The sequence below is a fragment of the Kitasatospora sp. NPDC001527 genome, from assembly GCF_040298605.1.
Classification (GTDB): domain Bacteria; phylum Actinomycetota; class Actinomycetes; order Streptomycetales; family Streptomycetaceae; genus Kitasatospora.
On sequence record NZ_JBEPAM010000005.1, the window covers coordinates 137,411 to 163,272 of the forward strand.

The 25,862-nt window shown below is 75.2% G+C and carries 17 protein-coding genes; 8 read left to right on the forward strand and 9 right to left on the reverse strand.

Features of this window, described 5'->3' with window-relative positions; translation table 11 throughout:
- Positions 1-29: 29 nt before the first annotated feature.
- On the reverse strand, positions 30-4,676 hold the full coding sequence (locus ABT238_RS07215) for a DUF6603 domain-containing protein (RefSeq protein ID WP_350755944.1): 4,647 nt from the start codon (positions 4,674-4,676) through the stop codon (positions 30-32).
- Position 4,677: 1 nt separating this feature from the next.
- Positions 4,678-7,335: a S8 family serine peptidase gene (locus ABT238_RS07220; protein WP_350755946.1), complete on the reverse strand. Its 2,658-nt coding sequence runs from the start codon at positions 7,333-7,335 to the stop codon at positions 4,678-4,680.
- Between the two features lie 295 nt (positions 7,336-7,630).
- On the opposite strand from ABT238_RS07220, the gene ABT238_RS07225 reads away from it, so the two are divergent.
- Positions 7,631-8,581 carry a DUF5996 family protein gene (locus ABT238_RS07225; RefSeq protein WP_350559523.1) on the forward strand — a complete coding sequence of 317 codons (951 nt, stop codon included), beginning with the start codon at positions 7,631-7,633 and terminating at the stop codon, positions 8,579-8,581.
- Here the strand turns inward: ABT238_RS07225 and ABT238_RS07230 are convergent.
- On the reverse strand, positions 8,568-8,855 hold the full coding sequence (locus ABT238_RS07230) for a hypothetical protein (protein WP_350755948.1): 288 nt from the start codon (positions 8,853-8,855) through the stop codon (positions 8,568-8,570). The two genes, ABT238_RS07225 and ABT238_RS07230, sit on opposite strands and share 14 nt — an antisense overlap.
- A gap of 238 nt (positions 8,856-9,093) precedes the next feature.
- Positions 9,094-9,825, reverse strand: a complete 732-nt coding sequence (locus ABT238_RS07235; protein ID WP_350559529.1) for an ABC transporter ATP-binding protein — start codon at positions 9,823-9,825, stop codon at positions 9,094-9,096.
- A 291-nt stretch (positions 9,826-10,116) separates the two neighbouring features.
- Here ABT238_RS07235 and ABT238_RS07240 point away from each other — a divergent pair, with 291 nt between their 5' ends.
- From ABT238_RS07240 to ABT238_RS07255, 4 genes are all read left to right on the forward strand, one after another.
- The gene (locus tag ABT238_RS07240) at positions 10,117-13,509 is read left to right on the forward strand and encodes an FtsX-like permease family protein (protein WP_350755950.1); all 3,393 of its coding nucleotides are present in this window, start codon (positions 10,117-10,119) and stop codon (positions 13,507-13,509) included.
- On the forward strand, positions 13,506-16,322 hold the full coding sequence (locus tag ABT238_RS07245) for an FtsX-like permease family protein (RefSeq protein ID WP_350559535.1): 2,817 nt from the start codon (positions 13,506-13,508) through the stop codon (positions 16,320-16,322). Before ABT238_RS07240 ends, ABT238_RS07245 begins: the two co-directional genes overlap by 4 nt.
- 64 nt (positions 16,323-16,386) lie before the next feature.
- Positions 16,387-17,382, forward strand: coding sequence for an ABC transporter ATP-binding protein (locus tag ABT238_RS07250; protein WP_350559538.1), 996 nt, complete (start codon positions 16,387-16,389; stop codon positions 17,380-17,382).
- 72 nt (positions 17,383-17,454) lie between these two features.
- Positions 17,455-18,030, forward strand: coding sequence for a helix-turn-helix domain-containing protein (locus ABT238_RS07255; RefSeq protein ID WP_350559541.1), 576 nt, complete (start codon positions 17,455-17,457; stop codon positions 18,028-18,030).
- 30 nt (positions 18,031-18,060) lie between these two features.
- Here the strand turns inward: ABT238_RS07255 and ABT238_RS07260 are convergent, their stop codons facing one another.
- The 4 genes from ABT238_RS07260 to ABT238_RS07275 all read right to left on the reverse strand — a co-directional run bounded on the left by ABT238_RS07260 (position 18,061) and on the right by ABT238_RS07275 (position 21,139).
- The gene (locus ABT238_RS07260; RefSeq protein WP_350755952.1) at positions 18,061-18,972 is read right to left on the reverse strand and encodes a phytoene/squalene synthase family protein; all 912 of its coding nucleotides are present in this window, start codon (positions 18,970-18,972) and stop codon (positions 18,061-18,063) included.
- A gap of 95 nt (positions 18,973-19,067) precedes the next feature.
- On the reverse strand, positions 19,068-19,958 hold the full coding sequence (locus ABT238_RS07265) for a dihydrodipicolinate synthase family protein (RefSeq protein ID WP_350559547.1): 891 nt from the start codon (positions 19,956-19,958) through the stop codon (positions 19,068-19,070).
- A gap of 1 nt (position 19,959) precedes the next feature.
- Entirely contained in the window at positions 19,960-20,775 is an 816-nt protein-coding gene (locus tag ABT238_RS07270; RefSeq protein WP_350559550.1) for an aldolase, read from the reverse strand.
- A gap of 178 nt (positions 20,776-20,953) precedes the next feature.
- Positions 20,954-21,139, reverse strand: coding sequence for a hypothetical protein (locus tag ABT238_RS07275; protein WP_350559553.1), 186 nt, complete (start codon positions 21,137-21,139; stop codon positions 20,954-20,956).
- Between the two features lie 573 nt (positions 21,140-21,712).
- Here ABT238_RS07275 and ABT238_RS07280 point away from each other — a divergent pair.
- Both ABT238_RS07280 and ABT238_RS07285 read left to right on the forward strand, forming a co-directional pair.
- Positions 21,713-22,336: an AAA family ATPase gene (locus tag ABT238_RS07280; protein ID WP_350559556.1), complete on the forward strand. Its 624-nt coding sequence runs from the start codon at positions 21,713-21,715 to the stop codon at positions 22,334-22,336.
- A gap of 107 nt (positions 22,337-22,443) precedes the next feature.
- Positions 22,444-23,199 carry a thioesterase II family protein gene (locus tag ABT238_RS07285; protein WP_350755954.1) on the forward strand — a complete coding sequence of 252 codons (756 nt, stop codon included), beginning with the start codon at positions 22,444-22,446 and terminating at the stop codon, positions 23,197-23,199.
- Positions 23,200-23,269: 70 nt separating this feature from the next.
- On the opposite strand, the gene ABT238_RS07290 is transcribed toward ABT238_RS07285, so the two are convergent.
- Positions 23,270-23,794 carry a MarR family winged helix-turn-helix transcriptional regulator gene (locus tag ABT238_RS07290; protein WP_350559562.1) on the reverse strand — a complete coding sequence of 175 codons (525 nt, stop codon included), beginning with the start codon at positions 23,792-23,794 and terminating at the stop codon, positions 23,270-23,272.
- A 195-nt stretch (positions 23,795-23,989) separates the two neighbouring features.
- Between ABT238_RS07290 and ABT238_RS07295 the strand changes: the two genes are divergently transcribed.
- Positions 23,990-25,813 carry a S8 family peptidase gene (locus ABT238_RS07295; protein WP_502884112.1) on the forward strand — a complete coding sequence of 608 codons (1,824 nt, stop codon included), beginning with the start codon at positions 23,990-23,992 and terminating at the stop codon, positions 25,811-25,813.
- Positions 25,814-25,862 lie beyond the last annotated feature (49 nt).

The following is a 25,862-nucleotide window of genomic DNA, read 5'->3' on the forward strand; positions in this document are numbered from 1 at the left end:
GCTCGTCGAACCCTTCGGGCTGGCCGTGGTCACGGCGTGAGGATCTCGGTGCCGGCGGTGATGACGGCGGCCTCCCCGGGTGCCGCCGGGCCGGAGAGCGTGACGCCCCCCGCGACCAGCACCCGGCCGTCGGCCAGCTCGGTGGCGGCGAAGTCGGTACGGCCGTCGGCCAGACCGCCGGTGGTGGTCCAGCCGTGGTCGGCCGGGTCGTAGCGCGTCGCGTTGCGAAAGCCCCCGGCGAAGGCGGGTCCGGCGGTGCCCCCGATCACCAGGACCCGGCCCGAGCGCAGCGGCAGCGCCCGGTGCCCGCTGCGGCCACCGGGCATGTCCGGCAGCCGGCTCCAGGTGTTGGTGCCCGGGTCGTAGCGTTCCGCCGACGCCAGGGGCGCGAGGGTGAACCGCCCGCCGGCCGGGATTCCGGTCGCCTCGCCGCCGGTGACCAGGACCGAGCCGTCGGCCAGCACGGTCGCCTGGTGGCCCCGGCGCGGGGTGGTGAGGCTCCCGGCGGCGGACCAGGTGCCCGCGGCCGGGTCGTACAGCTCGCAGAAGGCGAGCGGGGCCGGGCGGCCACCGGTGGCCAGTGCCCCGCCGACGACCAGGACCCGGCCGCCGGGCAGCACGGCCGCGCGGTGCCCGGACCGGGCGTCGGTCATCGGCTTCGCGGGGGACCAGCCTCCGGTGCGCGGGTCGAACAGCTCGGCCGAGTCCAGCGTGCCCTCGCCGCCGCCCCGTGCCCCGGTGCCGCCGGCCACCAGGACCGCGCCGGTGCTCAGCAGCGTCGCCGAGTGCCCGGCCCGGGGCGTCCTCAGCGCGGCCGCCCGGCTCCAGGTGGCGGCGACCGGGTCGAAGACCTCGCTGGAGCCGAGCGGCTTCCCGTCCGCGCCGTAGCCCCCGGTCACCAGGACCCGCCCGTCGTCGAGCACCGTGGTGGAGTGCCCGCGGCGCGCGGTGGCGAGGCCCGGGACGGCCGACCAGGTGTTGGCCGCCGGATCGAACCGGGCCGCGGAGCCGATCGCCCGGCCGGTGCCGTCGGCGCCGCCGGCGACGAGCACGGTGCCGCCGACCAGCCGGACCGCCTCCAGCCCGGCGGCCGCCACCGGCAGCGGAGCGGCGGCGGACCACGCCCCGGGCACGGAGAGCGGGGCGGCGACCTCCGAGACCGGGATGACGTGCAGCGCGTCGGCCAGGCCCGGGTCCGCGGCGACCCAGTCGGCCAGCGCGTCGGCCGCCGTGGCGTAGCTGCGGAAGGTGGTCGCGCCCCGGTCGACGTCCGAGGTCGGCGGGAAAGCCTGCAGGTTGTTGCGCCGGTAGGCGACGGCGAACCGCTGTCCGGTGAGCTGCACGGTGTCCCCGCCCGTGAACGGCCGGCGGCGCTCGGCGTCCCGCCGCGACAGGGTGGAGCGGCTGGTACTGCTGCCCTCCAGCAACTGCTCGTAGACGGCGGCGGGGACGTCGTGGAACCGGGCGCGGCGGGTCCCCGCCGGGGCGGTGACAGCTCGGGTCGCCTTCGTCACCCCCGCCGCCCGGGCCGGCCGCACGGCAGCGCCCGCGGGGGTACCGGCACTGCGGCGGGAGTCGATGATGTGCAGCTCGTAGCGGGTGCTGCGGCGGACCACCCGCGCGGAGGCGAGCGCCTCCCGTTCCGCGCTCAGCTCCAGCCCGGCGTCCTGGTCCTGGTAGGGCGCGGCGGACAGCTTGGCCGCGTCGTCCATGTCCTGGAACTGGGCCATCGCGAACTTGTCGTCCGGGGTGGAGAGCTGGACCAGGCCGCTGTCCGAGGCCGGAGCCACGCCGAAGCGCCGGCCGTCGCTCGGCCGCTGCGCGCCCACGCGGTCGATCCGGACGTTGAGCGGGATCGCCCGCTGCTGCACGTACAGGGTGCCGAGCGGATGCAGCACGAGCTTGTCGGTCTCCGGCAGCGCGCGCAGCGTCACCCGGGGGTCGCCGCCGCCGGGGGGCAGCTTGGTGCGCCAGCCCTCGACCTTGCTGATCTCGCCCGCGAGCAGCGGCAGCACCGCGATCGGCGGCAGTGTGGTGTCGTGCTCCTCGCCCCAGCTGATGTCGAAGTCGGCGGAGATCTCCAGGAAGAGCAGCGAGATGGAGCCGCGCCCGCGCGCCCGCCACGGCGACACGCCCTCCAGCCGGAACCGCAGGTCGATGGAGAACAGCCCCACCCCGAACGCCTTGAGCGAGATGTCGGCGGCGATCTCGATGACGAAGGAGAACGGGGAGAAGCGGAACAGCGCGTCGAAGGAGAGATGGCCCTCGACCCCGAAGTCCTCGAAGCCCAGCCGGAGTTCCGCCGCCGCCCCGAACTGCACGGTGTTGCTGGTGAGGGCGAAGTACCCGGACACCCGGATCAGCGCCCCGGGCCGGTTCAGGATGTCGACGGCCAGCCGGTCGGGCACCGGGAACGGCAGCGGCGGGGGCCGGAACGACGGATGGAACCCGCCGACCGAGAGCACCAGGTTGGGGTTGTCACCCCAGTCCACGAGCAGACCCATGCCGCCGTCGATGGTCATGGTGAGGACCCGCGACTCGAAGAGCTGGGCGAAGAACCACAGCCGCGACTTGTCGAACTCGACCGCGCCGATGAAGGCGACCTTCAGGACCAGCAGCGCGAGCTCCTCGGTGGGCAGCGCGCACGTCAGCACCCCGAGGATCGCCAGGTTGCCCGGGATCTCGATCACGACGCCCAGCGAGACGCTCACCAGCGTCGGCGTGCCCCAGCCGATCCTGGCCATCGGCCCGATCAGGAACTTCCCCTGCTCGGGCGGGAAGAAGGCCCGCAGATCGCTGAGGATCCGCGGGGCGTTGGCGACGACGTCCTGCGGGAACATCACCGACTCGATCCGGCCGGTGCGCACCCCCTCGACGAGCGCCCGCAGGTTCATCCCGCGGTTGAGGCCGATCAGGCCGCCGACGGCGAGCAGGGTGAAGCCGTATCCCAGCTGCAGGCCGAGGCCGCCGAACTCGGTGGTGATCACGATCAGCATCGAGAAGCCGTCGGTGCCGTCCGGCATCCGGGTGCTGATCAGGCCGATCGCCTTGAGATCGACGAAACCGGCGAACTTCAGCTCCAGCGCGCCGGAGTACTCGCCGCGCGCCGGGTCGGCCGACAGGAAGCCCCCGCCGGAGATCACCCCGGTGTCGACCGAGAGCCCGACGCCGGTGGGCGGCTTGAACTCGAAGCCGATGTCCAGCGGGCCGAGGTTGCCGCCCTCGCGGAACCGTGACCTGACGATCACTCCGACCCGGTCGACCGCCGCCTTGACCGGACCCAGCTCGGCGTCGAAGGCGGCGGAGAGCTCCAGCGGCACGGAGCCGTCCGCGCCGACCCCCACGCTCAGGTAGAGCGTGGTGACCTCGACCGGGCCCAGCTCCAGGTGGGTCGGGATCGCCAGGTCGAGCGAGCCGCTGCCCTCCAGGCGCAGCCCGCCCGACGGCGACCAGAGGGCCCGCAGCTCGAAGTCGGACTCGATCCGCCCGCCGCCGGTGATCCTGCTGATGAAGCCGTCGCCCTGGGAGAGGTCGATCAGGACGTGGCCGCCCGCGAGGTCGAGGCGGGCGGTGGGCTCGGCCGTGGCGCTGCCGCCCGGCCCGGCCTGCGCCGTCAGCCCGAGGGCCGCGGTGAAGCGGTGGATCTCCACCCGGGATCCGCCGGCCTTGCCCAGCAGCACGATCGGTGTGCCGTCGGCCTTCTCGGCGGTCAGCCCGAGTGCGGCGCCGAGCTGCAGGGAGCCGGTGGTGGGGTGGAGTTCGATGCTCAGCGGCGGCTGGACCCGGGCCTCCAGCCCCGGGGCGAACCTGCTCCGCGCCTCGAAGGAGATCTTCCAGAGCGGACCGGGACGGTACTCGCGGACCAGGTCCGCGGCGGCCACCACGTCGGCCCGGGCGAGCAGCGAGGGCAGCGGGCCGGCCGGGTCGACGGTCAGCCGCAGGAGGAAGGCGTCGAGCACGCGCGGGCCGCCGGCGGGTGCCTCGAGGTCGAAGTACCGGCCGTGCGCGTGGAGGTGCTCGGCGAGCCGCCGGAACAGCTCGGCGCCGTCGAACCCGGGCGTGCCGAAGCCGAAGGCGTCGCGGAACAGGTCGCCGGGTGCGGTGAACAGGGTGGGCAGCCGGTCGAGGTGGAGCGTACGGCGCCGGCCCGGCACCACCGTCTGGTCCGCCGGGTCGGAGGCGCGCCCGGCATCGGTGAGGATCCCGAGCAGCGACAGCACGCCGAGCGCGTTGCGGCTCCGGCCCTCGATGTGGGTGAGCAGCGCCCAGTCGAGGATCCGCCGGGGCAGCTCCCTGGCCTCGGCCCGGATCCTGGCCCGCTGGGCGTCGGTCAGACCGGGCGCGCCGCTCACCGCGGTGTCCAGGGCGGGACCCAGGGCGTCGAGTGCGCCGAACACCTGCCCCAGGGCGCCCACCAGGGACACCCCCTCCAGGGTGATGCGCTCGGCGACGTCGTCCCCGATCGCCGCGTCCAGCCGCAGCACGATCGGGCCCAGGCCTCCGGCCTGCGTGGCGATCGTGCCGAGCGGGCCGTCGGCGGCGCCGAGCCCGCCCGGCAGCCACAGGCCCAGCTCCGTGAGGAACGACTGCCGCTGCTCGGCGCTCAGCAGCTGCTCCAGCGGCCGCAGGGCGTTGGCGAGCTCCCGGGCGAGCAGTTCCAGGGTTCCGGCGGCCATCTCAGCTCAACTCCGCTCGGTCGTCGAGGTCGGACAGTCGCGCACCGGGCAGTCGGAGCAGGAAGTCGCGGTGCGTGGTGACGGCCTCGCGCAGTGCCGGGCTCCCGGCGGCGGCGAGTTCGTCGAGCAGACGGGCCAGCCCGTCGGCCACCGGGCGGCCGCCGAGCGTGCGCGGGACGGGTTCGTCGTGGGCGAGCTCGCTGAGCAGCAGCCGCCGGACGATCAGCGGGCCGTGCATCCGGTGCCAGGCGACGGTGACACGCCGTTCGGTGTCCACCAGGCGCCGTACCTCGTCGAGGTGCGCGGTGCAGAGCTCGGCGGCCCGGCGTCCGGTCGTGCTCCCGGCGAGGCGGTCGAGGACCTGGCGGGTCCGGACGGTCGGCGGGACGTGCGCGGCGGGGTAGGCGGCGGTCGGCAGGATCAGCGGCTCCCCGCCGGCGGCGAAGGACTCCGCGAGCGGGGCCGGCATCGAGGCGAGGACGGCGGGTTCGGGGTTCACCCGGCCGAAGCCCCAGCCGCTGTCCAGCTGGGTCGGCGGGACCGGCGGGACCGGGGGCAGGCAGGTGGAGGTGAGGTGGCCGACGATCGTGGTGTGGTCGAGGTCGTTGTTCGCCTGGAACATCAGGGCGATGACCCCGGCGACGTACGGCGCGGCCTGGCTGGTCCCGCTCATCGCGACCAGCAGGTCCGGGTGGAGGCCGCCGGACTTCGCCGAGTAGATCCGCCTGCCGGGTGCGCAGACTTCGGGCTTGAGCCGGAAGTCCGCGGTGGGGCCGCGGCCGGAGAAGGGGGCGAGCTTCCCGCTGGCCGGGTCGTAGGCACCCACCGTGAGGGGGAGACGGGCGGTGCCGGGGGAGCCGACGGTCCGGGTCGGCTCCTGGTCCGCGAGGACGAAGCGGGCGGGCTGCTCCGTCAGGCTGGGGTTGGTCCAGCAGTCGAACGGTGTGGCGGTGCCCTGGGTCTCGGTGAGCGTGACGGTCCACACCCCGGGGGCGATCTGGGGCGTGAGGGGGGCGACGGCCCTGGCCGGGTTGAGCTGGGCGACGATCCGGTTCTTGCGGTTCGGCTCGACCCCGACGTGCGAGGTGACGAACAGGACGTGCTCGGTCGGTCCCTGACCGACGGTCCGTCGCACGGACGGCGCGTTCGGGTTCGTGCTGGGGGTGACCGGGGCCATGGCCGGCCCGCCGACCGGTTGCGGTGGGGTGAGGGTGAAGTTCAGCCGCCCGGGCCCCGGGTACCAGAGGACCAGGAAGTCGGCCGCGGTGTCGCCGGACAGGATGTCCACCCCCCGAGTGACGCTGCCGCGCGCGGGAACGGTGCCGGACGTGTGCTGGCCCTCGGAGAACTGCGCGAGCTGGTTGGGCGGGGCCAGCCCGCCGGTGTTTCCCGCGATGAGCACGATCGACCGGCGGGTCGCCCCGATCAGCAGGTCGTCCAGCCCCTGCTCCTCGGGGGCCGTGCCGTCGTGCGCCGTTCCGGTCCCGAAGAGGCTCATGTTCAGCACGACGGGGGGCTTCGGAGTACCGGCCGGAACCCAGGGCTGTTCGAGGACGTACTTGGCCGCCCGGAGATCCTCGACGGTGTCGAACAGCGAGCGGACGATGGCGAGATCCGCCTCGTGGGCGATGCCGGTGATCCGGTCGGGGGAGCAGCAGCCCGGCAGGCCGATTCCCGCGGCGACCCCCGCGACGTGGCTGCCGTGGCCGTCCGGGTCGCGCGAGATGAAGGCCTGGGGCGGCGTGGGCGGCGGCGGTGCCGCGGCCAGGGCGGCGTTGATCTCGTTCGGGGTGATGACCCGCCCGCGGATGACGCTGACGGTGGCTCCGGTGCCCCCGGTGAGGGTGACGTCGGTCAGCCGGATCGGGTTGATCTGCGCGGTGTCGAACGGCGCCTTGATGAACTGCCCCTCGAAGTCGATCACCAGCGGCTGCGCCGGCAGCGGGCCGCCGGTGACGACCACGTCGCCCGGTCTCATTCCGCCGAGCGCGCTCAGCACCGACTGCGCGGTGGCGGCGGTCAGCGGGAGCGCCAGGGGGCCGGTCGCCTGGTCGGGCACCTGGCCCGGGGGCTTCCAGCGCAGGGTGATCGAGCCCCCGGTCGGATTGCCGGTGGGCGTGATCGTCTGGCGCAGCGTCATGTCGAGGAGCGACACGATCCGGGTGGTCCCGTCGAGCTTGCGGAACGCCGGGTGGAAGATGTCGATTCCGGTGTCGATCACGCCGACCACCACGCCGCGCCCCGTGAATCCGGGGGGAACGGTGGGGTCGTCCGAGGCGAACGGCGCACCGGGCGCACCGCCCCCGGCGCCGGTTGCCTCGGCGCCCGTGGCCTCGGCGCCCGTGGTTTCGGGAGGCGGTGCCGCCGGTCCTCCGGGCCGGGTCGGTCGGCTGCCGTGGACGGTGATCACGTTGTCGAGCGCGCAGACCCGTTCGAGGTCCTCGGCGGCGACGGTGCCGGCCGCGACCCGGGCGGTGCGGAACTCGGTCCAGAAACCGGCCTCCTCCACCACCGCGAGGTCGCCGGTGAACTGGAGCAGGACCTTGATCCGTTCGGTCCGGTCCATCCTCGCACCGTCGTCCTCGTCCTCGCGGAGGGCGGCCTGCTTCAGTGCGTGCACGCGCGAGATCAGCGATTCGTCGAGCTTCGTGTACGTCATCCGCCACCTCGCAGCCGATCGTCGGACGGCGTTTATCATGAGCCCGGGAAAATCCACTGTCAATCAGTATTCTGCCCTGTTCATCTTGCTCGAAGGCGCGTTTCACCTGCGGCAATCGGCTCCGTATGCGAATCGATGGCGAAGATTCCGCTATTGAGTTCACTCGTTCGAGTCAATGGAATGATCGTCGATTCGAATAATCGAATGAATTATCAGGTGGTCGGTTTCCGCGGATTGCGCCCCGTCCGGTCCGGGCGCGGATGCGGGAGCGCGCCCGCGGGCCTAGCGTGGCCCCATGGAGCTGTTCCCCCCGATCCCGCTGTCGTCCTGGCAGGACTCCAAGGCGACGGTGCACCGGTTCGCCCAGGTCGTCGGCAAGGTCCGCCTGGCGTACAGCGTTCGGCGCAACCACTGGTGGAACGTCCCCTACTACCTCACCGGGCGCGGCATCACCACGCGCCCGATGGCCACGGCCGACGGGAGCGGGACCTTCTGCGTCGACTTCGACTTCGTCGACCACCGGCTGCTGGTCTGCTCGTCGGACGGCCGCCGGGTCTCGTTCCCGCTCGCCGGGCAGTCCGTGGCGTCGTTCTACCGCCAGACGCTCGACGCCCTCGCCACGGTCGGTGTGCCGGCGTCCCTCCCGAACCCGCACCCGTTCGACCTGCCCGACGCCGGCCGGCCCTTCACCGAGGACACCGAGCACGCCGCCTACGACCCGTTCTGGGTCAACCGGTACTGGCAGGTGCTCGGCCAGGTCAACCTGGTCCTGGAGGAGTTCGCCGCCCGCTTCTGCGGGAAGACCAGCCCGGTGCACCACTTCTGGCACACCTTCGACATCGCCGTCACCCGCTTCTCCGGCCGCCAGACCGACCAGCCCGAGAGCGTCGACCCGGTGACCCGCGAGGCCTACTCCCGCGAGGTCATCAGCTCCGGGTTCTGGTTCGGCGACGACGCCTTCCCCCGGCCGGCCTTCTACTCCTACGCGGCGCCCGAACCCGCCGCTCTGGCCGACCGCCCGCTGCGTCCCGACACCGCCCGCTGGGTCGAGCGCGGCGGCAGCCACCTGGCCGTCCTGGAGTACGACGACGTCCGCGGCGGCGGTGACCCGCGGGCCGCGGTCCTCGACTTCTACGAGTCCGTGTACCAGTCCGCGGCCCACCTCGCCGACTGGAACATCGGCGGCGAGGCCTCGCCCGGAGGCATCACCGACCCGCTGCTCGCCCCGGGGCCTACCGCGCGGTGAGGCGCCGGCCGAGATCCTCCAGGTAGGGCGTGCCGTAGGCGTCCGCGAGGTCGTCGAGGTCGATCATCGGGGGGATGTCGATCACGGGCTGGCGTTCGACGAGGAAGGCCACCGTCTCGTGGACGATCCTGGTCTCGTCGGCGCCGGTGATCTGCGGCTGATCGAGGACGCCGTCGGTGACCCGGATCCGGGTCTCGGCCTCGGCCGCGCCCTCGCGGACCCGGACCAGGTGCTCGTGGTCGCCCAGGGGTTCGACCTGGATCTCGACTGCCATGGCGGTCTCCGCCTCTCCACGTGTCCGGGGCCGTGCGGCCCCGACTGCAGGGATGCCAACGCCCGATCGGCGCTGCGCCGGTGCCGGCTGCACGCACGCCCGGTCGGCGCGTCGGCGGCGGTGCGCGCGGGCGGGGCGTCCACGCGCTGCCGACCGGTTGTCGACACCCTGCTGGTCTCCTGCTCGCGCTCGCCGGGCCGGCTGGGCGGGGGCGCGGGCGAGGGCCCCGACGGCGCCGTCACCCGGCGGCGGCCTCCTCGGCGGCGGCCTCCTCGACGATCCGCCCGTCGCGCAGCTCGACCACCCGGTCCGCGAGCTCCATGAGGTTCGGGTCGTGCGTGGCGACCAGCACGGTGACGCCCTCGCTGCGCACCACCGCGCGCAGCAGCTCCATGATCGACCGGCCGGTCTCCGAGTCCAGCTGGCCGGTCGGCTCGTCGGCGATGATCAGGTCCGGCTCGTTGGCCAGCGCCCGGGCGATGGCCACCCGCTGCTGCTGGCCGCCGGACAGCTCGCCGGGGCGCTGGTTGGCGTGGTCGGCCAGTCCGACCAGCGCCAGCAGCGTCCGGGCGCGCTCCTCGCGCTGGGCGGCCGGCACCTTGCGCAGCCGCATCGGGACACCGACGTTCTCGGCGGCGGTGAGCACCGGGAGCAGACCGAAGGACTGGAAGACGAAGCCCAGCCGGTCCCGGCGCAGGGCCAGCCGGCCGTCCTCGTCCAGGCCGCCGAGGTCGGTGCCGTCCAGGGTGATGGTGCCGCCGGTCGGGCTGTCCAGGCCGCCGACCAGGTTGAGCAGGGTGGTCTTGCCGGAGCCGGACCGGCCCTTGAGGGCGGTGAGCTCGCCCCGGCCGATGGTGAAGGAGACGCCGCGCAGGGCGTGCACGGCCCGTTCGCCGGTCCCGAAGCTGCGGTGGACGTCGGTGACGGCCACCATGGGAGCGGTCACGGTGGCGGCCGGGTGCTGCGTCATTCGGCGTCCCCCCTGGGTATTCCATTGAAGTGTTCATGGCTTGGCGCGACCACGTCTGACGTGCCGTCAGGCATGGTCCGGCAGTGGTTCGGAGCATTTGTTCACTACTTTCATCCTTCGCGCAAGTCCCTTCCTTTCCTTGACCGGATCTGACAGCATCGTCCGCTATCCGGTGATCAAGCGCCGGTGATCATCATGCGGCGCCACCACGGGCGCCCAGCCGCGCAGGGAGGCGTGCGCCCGGTACGGGCGACGCGGCGCGGACACCAGGAGGACCGGGGGAGGAACGGGATGCTCGGCTTCGTCGTGCGCCGTCTGCGCGGGCGACTGCCCCTGGCCGCCGCAGCGCTGCTCACCGTACTGATCACGACGGCGGTGCTCACGGCGCTGGTCGCCTTCCAGCGCACCGTCGGCGAGGTCGGACAGCGCCAAGCCCTCCAGGGCCGGGGCCACCCGAGGACCACCGTGGTGGTCAACTCGGAGCACGGGCTGGGCCAGCGGGCCAAGGACGACGCGGCGGTGGGCGACTACGCCCGCGCCCTCTTCGGCGACCTGCCGACCGAGACCCGCGGCCTGTCCCGCAGCCGCTCCTACGGCCTGCCGGGCGCCCCGGGGGCTGCCCCGACGGGCAAGCCGGCGGGCACACCCGCTGCCCCCCAGTCCTCCGGCGCCCCCGCGAGCCCCGCCCCGGCGGCCGGCAACCAGCCCGGAGCCCAGCCCGGAGCCCAGTCCGGCACTCAGCCCGGCCCGGCCAAGGACGACGACCTCACCCTCCTCGCCGCCCTCGACCGCCAGTACACCCAGCTGCTCGCCGGCAACTGGCCCGTCCCCGCCGCCTCCGGCACCCCCGGCCCCGTCCAGGCCGCCGCCCCGCAGGCCGCGCTCACCCGCCTCGGCCTCACCGCCGACGCCCTCCCCGCCGAGGTCCGGCTCACCGACCGCTACGGCGGCGCCCCGCTCACCGTCCGGATCACCGGCGTCTACCGCGCCACCGACCCCGCCGACCTCTACTGGCGGCTCGACCCGCTGCAGGGCCGCGAGGTCCTGGTCGGCGGATTCACCACCTACGGCCCGCTGCTCGTCGACGACACCGCCTTCACCGCCGCCGGCATCCCGCAGAACGGCCGCAGCTGGCTGCTCGACGCCGACTTCACCGGCGCCGGCGCCTCCGCCGTGGACGCCCTGCGCGGCCGGATCACCCCGGCCGGCGACGACCTCAACAAGAACGGCGGGCTGATCGCCCGCACCGACCTCGCCGACCTGCTGCGCGAGCTGGACTCCAGCGCCATGGTCGCCCGCTCCACCCTGCTCATCGGCGCCCTCCAGCTGATCGTGCTGGCCGCCGCCGCCCTGCTGCTCGTCGTCCACCTCATCGCCACCCGCCAGCAGGCCGAGAACGCCCTGCTCGCCGCCCGCGGCGCCTCCGGCCTGCGCCTCGGCGCCTTCAGCGCCACCGAGGCCCTGCTGCTCGCGCTGCCCGCCGCCCTGCTCGCCCCGCTGCTCACCCCGCCGCTGCTGAGCGTCCTCGGCGGCTTCGGCCCGCTGCGCCACGTGCCGCTGGACACCTCGCTGCGCTGGACCCTGTGGCCGGTCGCCGTCGCCTGCGCCCTCGGCTGCGTCCTGCTCGCCGCCGTGCCCGCCCTGCTGCGCGGCGCCGGCGCCGCCGTGCTGCGCCGGGCCGGCAACCGCCAGGCCCTGGCCGCGGGCGCCGCCCGTTCCGGCGCCGACCTCGCCCTGCTCGCCCTGGCCGTCCTCGCCTACCAGCAGCTCTCCCAGTACAGCGGCGGGCTGTCGCCGGACGCCGACGGCCGCCTCGGGCTGGACCCGGTCCTGGTCGCCACCCCCACCCTCGCCCTCGGCGCCGGCACCCTGCTCGCGCTGCGCCTGCTGCCGCTCGCCGCGCGCCTCGGCGCCCGGATCGCCGCCCGGGGCCGCGGTCTCGGGCCCGCCCTGGTCGGCTGGCAGCTCGCCCGCCGCCCCGGCCAGGCGGGCGGACCGGTCCTGCTGCTGGTGCTCGGCGTCTCCACCGGCGTCCTCGCCCTCGGCCAGCACGACACCTGGAACACCTCCCAGCAGGACCAGGCCTCCTTCGCCACCGCCGGCGGCCTGCGCATCCACAGCATCCACACCGACCCGCTCGGCCAGGGCAGCCGGTTCGCCGCCCTGCCCGGCGGCGACCGGATCATCCCCGTCAGCCGCCAGGAGCAGTCACTGCCCGACAACGGCCACGGACAGATCCTCGCCCTGGACGCCGCCGCCTTCGCCGAGCGCGTCCCGGTCCGCTCCGACCTGCTCGACGGACAGGACCCGAAGCGGCTGTTCGCCCCGCTCGCCGAGAACGCGCCCACCGGCGCCGCGGCCGGAATCCCGCTGCCCGGCCGTCCGCAGCGCATCGAGGCCGAGGTCACCTTCACGCCGGACGCGCGGCGGCCGTCCCCCGGCGAGGCCCTGCCGCCGCCGGTCAGGGCCCCGGACGTCTGGCTGCTGCTGCGCGACCGCCACGACATCTCCTTCGTCGTCCCGCTCAACGGCATCCCCGCCTCCGGCGAGGGCCGGGCCACCGCGAACCTCGCCGGGCTCACCGACGGCGGACGCAGCTCGGTGTCCGCGCCGCTGACCGTCGTCGGCGTGACCCTCTCCTTCGGCCCCACCGACGGCGGCACGCTGACCGTCCGCCGGCTCGCCGCCGCCGACGACGCGACGTCCCCCGCCGTGCCGGCCACCGTCCCCGCCGGCTTCGACTGGGCCACCACCGGCGACGGCACCGACCACGACGCCCACGTGGAGATCCTCCCCGGCGGGGCCGGCGACCGGCCGCTGCTGAGCGCGCGCTACTGGTCCGTCACCGGCAACCGCGGCACGCAGCGCGCCGCCATCACCCCGGCCGGCGCCAAGCCGCCGACCGAGATCACCGGCGTCGCCACCCGCGGCTACCTGGCCGCCACCGGCTCCGGCGTCGGCTCGACCCTGCGGGTGCCGTTCGGCCTCGCCACCGTGCAGGTGCGGATCACCGGCGAGGTCGAGTCGCTGCCCGTCGCGGGCGGCACCGCCCTGCTGGTCGACCTGGGCACCGTCGGCCGGGCGCTCGCCGCCACCGGCCGGGAGACCCCCATCCCCACCGAGTGGTGGCTGCCCGCCGCCGGCCCGGACGACCAGGCCCCCGCCCAGGCGGCCGCCGCCCTGCGCGCGGCCCCCAGCGCACCCGGGCTCCAGCTCCGCGACGAGGTCGCCGCCGATCTGCTCGGCGACCCGCTGAGCGCGGCCCCGCAGAACGCGCTCGCCGCCATCGCCCTCGTCACCACGGTGCTCGCCGCGATCGGCTTCGGCGCCGCCTCGGCGGCCGCCGCGGGCGAGCGCTCCCGCGACTCCGCGCTGCTGCTGGCCCTCGGCGCCCCCAGGCGCCGCCTGATCCGCACGGCCACCGCCGAGCAGGCCGTCCTGGTCGGCCTCGGCACGGTCGTCGGCCTCGCCCTCGGCGCTCTGATCGTGCGGCTGATCGTGCCGCTCGTGGTGCTCACCCCGACGGCCCGCCGCCCCGTCCCGGACGCCGTTGTCGACCTGCCGCTCGGCACCGCCGTGCTGCTGGCCGCCGCGATCGCCGCCGTCCCCCTGCTCTCGGCCCTGCTCGGCGGACGCCGCCGGCGCGACGTGGCCCAACGCCTGCGGCACCTGGAGGAGATGTGACCAGCCCGGCCGGATCCGAGGCCCCCCGGCCCGCCGACGCCGGACCGGAGAGCGCCCACCGCCCCGCGGCGTGGGTGCGCACCCGGCTGCGCGCGACCCCGCTCGCCGCGCTGCTCACCGCCGTGCTCGCGTTCGGCACCGTCTTCCTCGCGGCGGCCTTCCCGCGCCTGCTGGACCGCACCGCCGACCAGGGCCTGCGCGAGTTCCTCCGCGACCGGGGCCCGGCGGCCACCAGCATCTTCGCCACCGCCGACCTGCGCGGGGACGCCAAGGGCCTCGACGAGGCCGCCGCCCTGCTCACCGCGCACACCGGCGACACCTTCCGCGTCGCGCCCGGCGGACCGGTCTACGGCAGCCGCACCGGCAAGCCGCGCTCCCTCACCAACCCGGGCCTGGCCAGGCCCGAAAAGGCCGACCCGGTGATGGACCTGTTCTACCTGCAGGGCCTGCGTGACCACGTGACGCTCGCCGAGGGCAGCTGGCCGGGCGCCCCCTCGCCGGACCAGCCGGTCCAGATCGCGATCAGCCGCGACGTCGCCGAGACCGTCCGCATCCACCTCGGCGACATCCTGGAGACCTCCTCGGCCACCAGCGACGACGAGGCGCCCCGGGCCCTGGTGGTCGGCATCGTCGACGTCGCCGACCAGAGCGACCCCTACTGGAGCGACCTGTCCTGCCTCAGCCGGGCCTGCCTCAACTACACCACCGGCAAGGAGCCCGCCGCCTACTGGCGCACCGCCGGACTCGTCGACGGCTCCGCCCTCGAACGGGTGCGGACCTGGCAGACCGGCGCGCAGGACTTCTGGCGGCTGCCCGTCGACATCGACGCCCTGCGGGCCGACCGGCTCGCCGAGACCGACCGGGAGGTCGCCTCCTACCTCACCGGACACACCGCCAACGCGCTGGCGAACGCCACCCAGCGCCCCGGCCTGCACATCACCTCCCCGCTGCCCACGCTGTTCCGCCAGGCCGGCGAGCGGCAGGAGGCCGCCGCGCCGCTCGCCGCGATCGGCCCGGCCGGCCTCGCCGGCGTCGGGGTGGTCGTGCTCTGTCTGGCCGCCGCGCTCACCGGTGACCGGCGCGCCGCCGAACTGCGGCTGCTCCAGGCCCGCGGCGGCTCGCGCTCCGGCGTCCTGCTGCGGCTGCTCGGCGAGGGCGCGGTGACCGTCCTGCCGGCCTCCGCCCTCGCGACCGCGCTCGCCCTGTGGCTGCTGCCCACCCCGCGCTGGGGCAGCGCCCTGCTCGCCGCCACGGCCGTCACCCTGTTCACCCTGCTCGCCGTCCCGCTGCGCGCCGCCCGGCTCTGGTCCCGCCCCCGGCCCGGCGTGGGCCGGCGCCGTCTGGTCGGCGAACTCGCCGTCCTGGCCCTGACCGTCGCCGCCGTGGCGGAGGTCCGCCGGCGCGGCGTCGCCACCGGCGGCGAGGGCGCCGACCCGCTGCTGGTCGTCGCCCCGCTGCTGCTCGCCCTCACCGGGGGACTCCTGCTCGCCCGCCTCCAGCCGCTGCTGGTCGGCGCGCTCACCCGGGTCGCCGCGCGGCGCCCGGGCGCCGTCGGGTTCCTCGGCCTGACCCGCGCCGCCCGCGGCACCGGCGAACGCAGGGGGTCCTCCGTGCTGCCGCTGCTCGCGCTGCTGCTCGCCGTCACCACCGCCGGCTTCGGCGCCACCGTCCTGGGCGCCGTCGACACCGGGCGCACCCGCGCGGCCCGGCTGAGCGTCGGCGGCGACGCCTCCGTGGTCGTCCCGGTCGGCGTCACCATCCCGCCCGCCTTCGCCGAGGCCGCCGCCGCGCTGCCCGGTATCCGGGCCTCCGCCCCGGTCTGGGCCGACACCGAGGTGTTCGTGCTCGGCGCCAACGGCACCACCCGGGTGTTCGCCGTCGTCGCCGACCCCGCCTCCTACGCCGAGATCTCCCGCTCGCTCGGCCGCGGCGCCTTCGACCCCGCGCTGCTGGCCGGCGGCACCGGCGGACCGGACACCCCCGTGCCCGTCCTGGTCTCCGCCGCGCTCGCCAAGCAGCTCGGCAATGGAGACACCCACCGCCTGCGCCTGCCGAACGGCGGCGAACTGCTCACCGCCACCGCCGGCACCGTCGACGCCACCCCCGCCCTCCAGGGCGAGGACCGCCTGTTCGTCGTCCTGCCGGCCGCCCCGGCCGTCGCCGTCGCCCCCGAACTCGGCCGCGCCAACCTCTGGCTGGCCACCGGCTCCGTCGACCAGGACGCCCTGCGGAGCCTGGTGCGCGAACGCATCGCCAGCGACGCCGAACGCGCCACCCGCGCCACGATCGCCGGGTCCGGGGCCCAGGGGGACGCCCTGCCGACCGGCTACACCGTGCGCACCAGCGCGGCCGTCGTCACCGAACTCGCCGACGACCCCCTCCAGGACTCCGCCGCCCGGCTGTTCTGGGCCGCCGTCCTCGGCTCCGGCGCGCTCGCCCTGCTCGCCGTCCTGCTCACCCTGGTCCGCGCCGCCCCCGAACGCACCGCCCTGCTCGCCCGGCTGCGCACCATGGGCCTGCGCCCCCGGCAGGGCCTGGCCCTCATCCTGGTCGAGACCCTGCCGCAGACCCTGGTCGCGGCGGTCGGCGGCGGCCTCGTCGCGCTCGCCGCGGTCGCCCTGCTCGGCCCGTCCTTCGACCTGTCGATCCTGGTCGGCGCGCAGATCGCGCGCGGCCTGCCGGTCGACGTGCCACCGGTCGCGCTGCAGACCGCCGGCCTCGCCGCCCTGGTCGCGGCCGGCGTCGTCGCCGAGGCGCTGATCGCCGGCCGGCGCCAGATCGCCACCGAACTACGGGCGGGGGACCAGCGATGACGCCCCCGCGCCCGGCCGAATCCGACACCACCACCACACCAGCTCCGACGAGAGGAGAGCCGCGGTGAACGGCAGCGCCCAGGACCAGCAGACCGCCCCGGTCCCCACCTTCCAGGAACTCCAGGAGCGGGCGCGCGCCGCCGCGGCCGGGCCCAGGAGCGCCCACGGCGCGGACGCCGCCATCGTCTGCGACCGGCTAGTGCGCATCTTCAGCGCCCAGGGCGTCGAGGTGCAGGCCCTGCAGGGCCTCGAACTGACCATCCGCCAGGGTGACCTGGTGGCCCTGGTCGGCGCCTCCGGCAGCGGCAAGTCCACCCTGCTGACCATCCTCGCCGGACTGGACGTGCCGACCGCCGGCACCGCGACCGTGGCCGGCTGCGACCTGCTGGAGATGTCGCCCCGCGAGCGGCTGCGCTACCGCCGTGAGGTGGTGGGCTTCATCTGGCAGCAGACCGCCCGCAACCTGCTGCCCTTCCTCACCGCCGCCGAGAACGTCGCGCTGCCGATGCAGCTGCGCGGCGGCCGGCGGACCAGCGGCGGCGGGCGCCGGCAGGCCGCCCGGGTCGCCGAGCTGCTGGAGGCCCTGGAGATCGGCGAACTCGCCCGCCGCCGGCCGAGCGAGATGTCCGGCGGCCAGCAGCAGCGGGTCGCGATCGCGGTCGCCATGGCCAACAACCCGCCGGTGCTGCTCGCCGACGAGCCCACCGGCGAGCTGGACTCGGAGACCGGGGCGAGCATCTTCGAGGCCTTCCGCACCGTCAACCGCGACCTCGGCGCCACCGTCGTCATCGTCACCCACGACCCGATGGTGGCCGGCGAGGTCCGCCGCACCGTGGCCATCCGCGACGGCCGCACCAGCAGCGAGGTGCTCCGCCGCACCCTCACCGACGAGCACGGCGAGGAGTCGGTGAACGAGACCGAGTACGTGATGCTGGACCGCACCGGCCGCGTCCAGCTGCCGGCCAAGTTCCTGGAGGCCCTCGGCATGGAGCACCGCGTCGCCGTCGAACTCGCCCCCGACCACATCGCGGTGCGCCCCGACGATCTCGAAGGGCACTGACGGCGGCCCGCTCCGGTGCTGGAATACTGGACCGCAACGTTCCGCGGTGGCGACAGGTGGTGAGGACGGCCGATGAGCAGCCGGGTGAGGGTGCTGAGGAAGCAGAACCGGCTCAGCCTGGAGGCGTTGGCGGCGCAGGTCGGCGTCACCAAGAGCTACCTCTCCAAGGTGGAGCGCGGCCTGAGCGACCCGTCGATCTCCACCGCGCTCAAGCTCGCCCACGCCCTGAACGTGGACGTGGGGCGGCTCTTCTCGGACGAGGTCGAGCCCGAGCTGGTCACCGTGGTGCGGGCCGGTGAGCGGACCCCGATGGCCGCGGGGACCGGCCCGGGGAGCACGCGCTACGAGGGCATCGCCACCGGGCTGGCCGGCAAGCAGATGGTGCCCTTCATGATGCACCCGCCCCTGGAGCCCGCCGGGGCGCCGTTCAAGTCCCACGCGGGCGAGGAGTTCCTCTTCGTCCACGAGGGCACCGCCGAACTGGAGTTCCCGGAGCGGACCGTCGCGCTCGCGCCGGGCGACAGCGTCTACTTCAACGCCGCCCTGCCGCACCGCTGCCGCTCCACCGGGGAGCGGCCGGCCGCGATCCTCGTGGTGATCCACGACGACCCGGCCGGCCCCGGCGAGCGCGTCCCGACCCTGCCCTGACGCCGCCCGCCCTCGACCGCCGCCCCGTCCTCAGCGGCGGTGGCGGCGGGCCCGCAGGTACTCGCGGGCCAGCAGCCGCAGCGCGGCGGGCTTGGCGGGGCTCGCGGAGCGGTGCAGGAGCGCGCCGAGGTCGGCGCGCGCGGCGGCACTGGTGAGCGTCTCCACCTCGACGACGCAGCGGACCATCGGCCGGTGCGCGGCCGGGGCCAGCCCGATGACCGCGCGGCCCTCGGCCAGGGTGCGCTCGGCGGTGTCGAGCAGTTCGCCGAGCAGGGCCCGGACGGCGGGCCGGTCACGGGCCTGCTCCAGATCGGCCCGGGTCACGCCGTGCCGCTCCAGGGTCCGCGCGGGGATCGTCAGCCGGCCCTCCGCGAGGTCCTCGGCGAGGTCGTTGACGAAGTCGAGCCGCTGGCTGCCGTCGATGAAGGTCCGGCAGGCGGCCCGGTAGGCGCGCTGGTCGCCGGGCGGGCCGAGCAGCGCGGCGACGACCATGAAGCCCGGCAGCGAGTAGCCGTCCACGTAGCGCTGGTAGTCCTCCTCGGTGTCGAACCCGGTGAAGTCGAGGTCGGCGTCCGCCGCCGCGAGGTACTCCAGGACCCGCTCGCGCAGTACGGGGTGGGCCGCCGCGCTGTGCAGCAGGGGCCGCAGCCCGGGGTCGTCGGTGCGGCCGTCGGCGAGGCCGTCGGTGACCTCCCGCCGCCACCGGGCGGCCGCCTCCCGGCGGCCGGCCTCCGGCCCGCTGTCGAGCAGGGTGTCCGTGCGGTGCATGAAGGCGGCCGCGGCGATCACGTGCGGGACGGTGCGCTCGGGCAGCAGCAGTCCGGCCGCCACCGCGACCTCCCGGCGGTACCGGGTCACCTGCTCGCGCTGCCGCCCGTACTCCGCCCGCAACCCGGGCTCCCGGACCCCCGCCGCGTCCAGCGCCCGCTCCCACCTGCCCACCTGGCCCACCGTTCCCTTCGTGTCGGAAGGCACGAGCCTAGACAGTGCGCCGCCCGGACACCCATTCGGAGTCCGGGCGGCGCGCGGGGCGGGGCTCAGGCCGTGGTGGCGAGCAGTTCGGCGAGGCGGGCGGTGCCGGGCTCGTCGAGGGGCAGCAGCGGGCGGCGCGGGGCGCCCGCGTCGAGGCCGAGCAGGGCCAGGCCGGCCTTGACGGTGGTGGGCAGGCCGCCGCGGAGGATGAACTCCAGGACGGGCAGCTGGCGGTAGAAGACGTCCCGGGCGGTGTCCAGGTCGCCGGCGCGGACCGCGCGGTGGAGCGCGAGCACCGGACCGGGGATCAGGCACGGGGCGGCGGTGCACCAGCCGGCCGCGCCGGCGGCGAAGGCCTCCAGCGCGAGCGGGTTGCTGCCGTTGTAGAACGGCAGCTCGCCGTCGGTGAGCTGGGCGAGCCGGTGCATCCGCTGCACGTCGCCGCTGCTCTCCTTCACCATGGTGATGTTCTCCACCCGCCGGACCAGCGAGACCATCAGCTCGGGGGAGAGGTCGATGCCGCTGGTGGCCGGGTTGTTGTAGATCATCACCGGGACGGAGACGGCGTCGGCGACCTCGGTGAAGTGCCGGACCACCTCGCGTTCGTCGAGCTTCCAGTAGGACTGCGGCAGCACCATCACCGCGTCCGCGCCCGCCTGTTCGGCGAACCGGGCGCGCCGCACGGCGTTGCGCGTGGTGAGGTCGGCGACGCCGACCACGGCGGGCACCCGGCCGGCGACCGCGGCGAGCGCGGTCTCGGCGGTGGTGTACCACTCCTGATCGTCCAGGTAGGCGCTCTCGCCGGTGGAGCCGAGCGGGGCGACGGCGTGGCAGCCGGCGTCGATCAGCCGCTCGACGAGGGCGGTGAGGGCGGCGGTGTCGACCCCGCCCGCCTCACCGGGGGCGAACGGGGTCACCGGGTAGGCGATGATCCCCTCCAGGACGCGTCCGGCCATCTCAGGCACCTCCCTCGGTGCGGGCGCCGGTGGCGGTGAGCGCGTCGCCGTGGCCGGCCCGCAGGGCCCGGCGGGCGTAGTAGGCGAAGTTGGCCTGGCTGCGCTTGGGGGTGGAGGTCCAGTCGTGGGCCTCGCGGGCGAGCGCCGCGGGTATCTCCTGGATCCGGCCGGCCGCCGAGGCGAGCAACTGGAGCCGGGCGGCCCGCTCGAAGAGCACGGCGAGGGTGCAGGACTCCTCGACGCCGCCGGTGGCCACCAGCATCCCGTGGTGGGCGAGCAGCAGGGCGCGCTTGTCGCCGAGCGCGGCGGAGATCAGTTCGCCCTCCTCGTTGCCGACCGGGATGCCGGGCCAGCTGTCCAGGAAGGCGCAGTCGTCGTACAGCGGGGTGAGGTCCATGTGCGAGACGACCAGGGGCGTCTCCAGCATGGAGAGCGCCGAGATGTGCGGCGGGTGGGTGTGGATGATGCACGAGACGTCGGGCCGGGCCCGGTAGACCCAGCTGTGGAAGCGGTTGGCGGGGTTCGCCATCCCCTCGCCCTCCAGCACCTCCAGGTCCTCGTCGACCAGCAGCAGGTTGTCCTCGGTGATCTCGTCGAAGCCGAGTCCGAGCCGCTGGGTGTAGTAGGTGCCGGGGCGTTCGGCGCGGGCGGTGATCTGCCCGGCCAGTCCGGAGTCGTGGCCGGCGTCGAACAGGATCCGGCAGGTGAGGGCGAGTTTCTGGCGGATGGTCCAGCCGTTGTCGGGGATGGCGGTGCGCATCCTGCGGTGCGCGAGGTCGACCAGGTCCGCCTTGGCGGTGGCCATGGTGTCGGCCATGACGGGTTCTCCTTCGTCCGGGTGGACGGCGTGCCGCGAGGCCCGGGGGCGGGCGGCACACCGGTGTCCGGCGGCCGGGGGACCGGTCGACGAACACGTTGTTCACCATAGGACACCTTGTGTCCTGCTGTCGACGGCGGAGCCCCGGCCGGGTGCCCCCGGGCGGCGTGGGGGCCCGTCAGCTCCCGCCGCCCGTGCGGCGGATCAGCCCGGAGCGCTCGGCGTCCGAGCGCAGGTCGCCGCCGGGGGCGTCCTGGTCGCCGCGGTCGCCGCGGGCCGCGGCCGTGCAGAGGGCGAAGACGAGCAGGGCGCTCGCCGCCGCGGCGAGGATGCCCAGGGCGGTCAGGACGCGGAGCCAGGTCACGGAAGGTGCCTCCAGGGGGACGGCGCGAGGAAGTTCCGCCGGTGATATCGGCAGACCGGCCCGGTGGGTCGAGTGCCCACGGGCGGTTCCGGCGGGCGGCCGCCGCGCGGACGGTCGCGTGCGCGGGCGGTCGAAGCGCGAACGGCGTGCGCTAGAGCGGGGCGCGCGCCGGCCCCGCCGGCACCAGCCCGGTGTGCGTCGCCGCCCCGGCCCCCGCCGCCTCCGTCACGCCCAGCCCTCCACCCGCCGCGCCGCACCCGGTCCACCCGATCCGCGCGGGTCCACCGGGAACTGACGGCCTCTCCCTCTCACGAACCGGCGACCACCCTAGGGCGCCGGGACCGGCGGGGGGATTCGGAGGGTCTCGTTCGGGTGAGGTCCGGGAGGGCGGCACGGGGCACGCGGGTCCGCGCGGCGTCCGGTGCCGGGGAACCGCGCGGGGGCCGGGCGGCGTGGGTTGTTATCGTTCCGGGTCGGACACGGACGGGACGAGAGGGCAGCATGGACAGGTCGGCCGTCGCGGACGGGGCGGGGGCGGCCCCACCGGGTGCGGGCCCGACGGCGGGAGCGGGGATGGAACCGCGGGGCCTGGTGGACCTGCGCGGCGAGCACGGCGCGCCGTTCGCCGTCCACTACCCGGCCGACGCGGTCGTGGTGGTCTCCGGACTGCCCGGCAGCGGCAAGAGCACCCTGCTGCACCGCTGGTCCGCCCGCGCCCCGCACGCCGCCACCGTCGACCCGCGGGCGGTGCACGAGGCCTGCGCCGCCGTGATGCCGGACCGCCTGCCCTACGCGGTCTACCGGCCCTGGGCGCGGCTGGAGCACTTCCGGCTGCTGCGCCGCTCGGTGCACCGGGGCGGCCCGCTGCTGGTGCACGACTGCGGCAGCCGGGCGTGGATGCGCCGCTGGCTCGCCCGCGAGGCGGGCCTGCGGGGGCGGGAGCTGCACCTCGTCCTGCTCGACGTGGGCGAGGCCACCGCCCTGGCCGGTCAGCGGGCGCGCGGCCGCTGGGCCTCGCGGCGGGCCTTCGCCCGGCACCGGCGGGGCCTCGGCCGGCTGCTCACCGCGCTCACCGCGCACGCGCGCGGCGCCGCCGCGACGCCGGTTCCGGAGGCGGTGTCCGTCCTGCTGCTGGACGGCGCCTCCCGTTCGCGGGCGGCCGAGGCGAGGTTCGGCGCCGGCGCGGCGGGCGGCTGAGCGGGCAGGCCGGACGGCGCGCGGTTGACGCGGATGCGGGTCGGCCGGGGAGACTGGGCCCGGAAACGACCCTGCCGACCCGTCAGCCACGAGGGAGTACCCCCGTTATGTCCGGCCGCACCGCCGTCACCGACAGTCTCTGGTTCCGCCGATTCCACCCCTTCGACGCGGCGCCGGCCCGGGTCGTGATGTTCCCGCACGCCGGTGGCTCGGCCGGGTTCTTCCGGGACTGGTCGGCCGCGCTCTCGCCGTACGCGGACGTGCTCGCCGTCCAGTACCCCGGCCGGCTGGACCGGATCGGCGAGCCGGCCGTCGACGTGCTGCCCGAACTCGCCGAGCGCGTCTACGCGGCGCTGCGGCCGTGGGCCGACCGGCCGCTGGTCCTGTTCGGGCACAGCATGGGCGCCTCGGTCGCCTTCGAGGTGGCGCGGCGCTTCGAGCGCGACGGCGTGAGCGGCCCGGTGCGGCTGTGCGTCTCGGGCAGCCGGGCGCCGTCCGAGCCCCGCGACTCCGCGGTCCACCTGCTGCCCGACGAGGGGCTGCTCGCCGAACTGGCCCGGCTCGGCGGCACCGACGCGCGGCTGCTGGCCGACCCGGAGCTGCGGGCGCTGATCCTGCCGTCGCTGCGCGGGGACTACACGGCGATCGAGACCTACCTCGCCGGGCGGGGGGAGACCGTCGCGGTACCGGTCACCGCGCTGACCGGCGACGCCGACCCGCGGGTGACGGTGGAGCAGGCGCGCGACTGGGCCGGGCACACCACCGCCGCCTTCGACCTGCACGTCTTCCCGGGCGGCCACTTCTACCTGACCCACGAGCGCGCGGGCGTCCTGGAGGTCGTGACGTCCCACCTGCGCGCCTGACGGCGCCGGACCCCGGCGGTCGGCCGCCGGGGTCCGGCCGCGACGGCCCGGCGTGATCCGAAACGAGGAGTCAGGGCGCGTCCGGCGTCGCGTCCCCGGCCTCGGGCCGGCAGTCGGGCGGGGGCCAGGAGAGGCCGGGATCCATGGCCTGCAGCATCCGGAGGCAGATGCGGCGGAGCTGGTCGAGCTGCTCCGGGTCCAGGGGGTCGACGACGAGTGAGCGCACCTGCTCCACGTGGCCGGGGGCGCTGCTCACGAGCTTGTGGAAGCCGTCCTCGGTGAGGAAGGCGTTGGTGGCGCGGCCGTCGCCCGGGCAGCGCTCGCGGCGCACGTAGCCCTGCGCTTCGAGCCGCTTGACCACGTGGGACAGGCGGGAGAGCGAGCCGTTGGCGAGGACGGCGAGATCGCTCATGCGCAGCATGCGGCCGGGGGCGTCGGAGAGGCCGGCCAGGACGAGGTATTCGAACTGGTTCAGGCCGGAGTCGACCCGCAGTTGGGCGTCCAAGGCGGCGGGCAGCTTGATGATCATCGCACTGAACGCCTTCCAGGCCTCCAGTTCGGGCGCGGTGAGCCAGCGCGGTTCGTCCCTGTCCATGGCGACCACTCTAGAACCCGATCATTCACACGATCGAATCGGTAGAAAGCGATCTAAAGAAGCCAAATATTGGCACGTTTGTGACAACGGGTCATGCGTAAAGCCTTCCCCAAGCGCTCGCCGTTCTGGCATGTTGCGTTCAATCCCGTGTGATCCCCTCCCGCACGGGTCGATCGGAGGACGCACGTGTCACCCCTGATATCCCGGCGAGTCGGCCGCCCCACCGCCGCGCTCGCCCTCCTCGCCGCCGCGGCCCTGGCCGCTCCCGCGACCCTGGCCACCGCGGCGCCCGCCGCCCCGGCCGGTACCGCCCCGGTCGCGGCCGCCCCCGCCGCGCAGGCCCCGGCCGCGGCGAGCGCCCCGCAGGCCCCGGCCGCCTGGGCCGCCGGGACCCGCGCCTACCTGGTGATCAGCGCCCCCGCCGACGTCGCCGCCGCCAAGGCCGCGGTGACCGCCAACGGCGGTACGGTCTTCGCGAGTTACGACGCGATCGGCGTCGTCGTCGCCCACGCGACCGCCGGCACCTTCGCCGCCGCGGTGCGCGCCGTGCCCGGCGTCCAGCAGGTCGGTGCCACCCGCACCTCGGACGTCCCGGCCGACGCCTACAACCCGGCGCTGCCGGCCAATCCCGCGCAGTCGGCCACCACCCTCACCGAGACCAACCGCTGGGACATGACCCAGATCAAGGCCGACCAGGCCTGGGCGGTCTCCACCGGCTCGTCCACCGTCAAGGTCGGCGTGCTGGACACCGGCGTCGACGACCAGCACCAGGACCTCGCGCCCAACTTCGACGCCGCCGACTCGGTCTCCTGCGCCTACGGCAAGCCCGACACCCGCGCCGGCGCCTGGCGCGACGTCGACACCCACGGCACCCACGTCGCCGGCACCATCGCCGCGGCGAAGAACGGCAAGGGCGTCGTCGGCGTGGCCCCCGGCGTCCGGATCGCCTCGGTCCGGATCGCCGAGCCGAGCAGCACGCTGTTCTTCGCCGAGAACACCGTCTGCGGCTTCGTCTGGGCGGGCGACCACGGCTTCAAGGTGACCAACAACAGCTACTACACCGATCCCTGGCAGTTCAACTGCCCGGACAACCTGGACCAGGCGGCCATCATCGAGGGCGTCCGCCGCGCCCAGGAGTACGCCGAGGGCAAGGGCTCGCTGCAGGTCGCCGCGGCCGGCAACTCCACCTACGACCTCGCCAACAAGACCACCGACAGCGACAGCCCCAACGACTCGACCAAGGTCACCCGGACCATCACCAACGCCTGCCTGGACATCCCGACCGAGCTGCCGGGCGTGGTGACCGTCTCCGCGATGGCCAGCGGCTCCGCCAAGGCCTCCTACTCCAACTACGGCCGGGGCGTCATCGACGTCGCCGCGCCCGGCGGGGACGGTGCCACCGGCGTCTACTCCACGCTGCCCGGCGGCAGGTACGGCACCAAGAGCGGCACGTCGATGGCCTCCCCGCACGTGACCGGCGTCGCGGCGCTGCTCGCGAGCGCCAACCCCTCGGCCACCCCGGCCGACCTGCGGGCCAAGCTCGCCGCCCAGGCCAACGACGTGGCCTGCCCCGCGTCCGACAGCCGCTGCACCGGCACCACCGCCGTCAACGGCTTCTTCGGCGAGGGCCAGGTCGACGCGCTCAAGGCGGTGGGCGGCGGCACCCCGCCGACCGGCAAGTACTTCGAGAACCAGACCGACGTGGCGATCACCGACAACGCCACCGTGGAGAGCCCGATCGCCGTCACCGGCGTCGGCGGCAACGCCCCCACCGCCCTCAAGGTCGGCGTCGCCGTCAAGCACACCTACCGCGGCGACCTGGTCCTCTCCCTGGTCGCCCCGAACGGCACCGTGTACCTGCTGGAGGACTTCGCGAACAGCGACAGCGCCGACGACGTCAGCAAGACGTACACGGTGAACGCCTCGGCGAGCCCGGCCGACGGCACCTGGAAGCTGCGGGTCAAGGACGGCGCCTCCGGCGACACCGGCACCGTCGACGCCTGGAACCTCACCTTCTGATCCCCTTCTGATCCCCGGACGGCCGCCCCTGCGACGGGCAGTGCGGAGG

What these genes read in the sequence shown, in the direction of transcription:
- ABT238_RS07255 (WP_350559541.1), top strand. Translation starts at nt 17,455, where the DNA reads ATGAGCAGCCGGGTGAGGGTGCTGAGGAAGCAGAACCGGCTCAGCCTG.
- ABT238_RS07270 (WP_350559550.1), bottom strand. Translation starts at nt 20,775, where the DNA reads ATGGCCGACACCATGGCCACCGCCAAGGCGGACCTGGTCGACCTCGCG.
- ABT238_RS07235 (WP_350559529.1), bottom strand. Translation starts at nt 9,825, where the DNA reads ATGACGCAGCACCCGGCCGCCACCGTGACCGCTCCCATGGTGGCCGTC.
- ABT238_RS07240 (WP_350755950.1), top strand. Translation starts at nt 10,117, where the DNA reads ATGCTCGGCTTCGTCGTGCGCCGTCTGCGCGGGCGACTGCCCCTGGCC.
- ABT238_RS07280 (WP_350559556.1), top strand. Translation starts at nt 21,713, where the DNA reads ATGGAACCGCGGGGCCTGGTGGACCTGCGCGGCGAGCACGGCGCGCCG.
- ABT238_RS07225 (WP_350559523.1), top strand. Translation starts at nt 7,631, where the DNA reads ATGGAGCTGTTCCCCCCGATCCCGCTGTCGTCCTGGCAGGACTCCAAG.
- ABT238_RS07290 (WP_350559562.1), bottom strand. Translation starts at nt 23,794, where the DNA reads ATGGACAGGGACGAACCGCGCTGGCTCACCGCGCCCGAACTGGAGGCC.
- ABT238_RS07215 (WP_350755944.1), bottom strand. Translation starts at nt 4,676, where the DNA reads ATGGCCGCCGGAACCCTGGAACTGCTCGCCCGGGAGCTCGCCAACGCC.
- ABT238_RS07230 (WP_350755948.1), bottom strand. Translation starts at nt 8,855, where the DNA reads ATGGCAGTCGAGATCCAGGTCGAACCCCTGGGCGACCACGAGCACCTG.
- ABT238_RS07285 (WP_350755954.1), top strand. Translation starts at nt 22,444, where the DNA reads ATGTCCGGCCGCACCGCCGTCACCGACAGTCTCTGGTTCCGCCGATTC.
- ABT238_RS07265 (WP_350559547.1), bottom strand. Translation starts at nt 19,958, where the DNA reads ATGGCCGGACGCGTCCTGGAGGGGATCATCGCCTACCCGGTGACCCCG.
- ABT238_RS07220 (WP_350755946.1), bottom strand. Translation starts at nt 7,335, where the DNA reads ATGACGTACACGAAGCTCGACGAATCGCTGATCTCGCGCGTGCACGCA.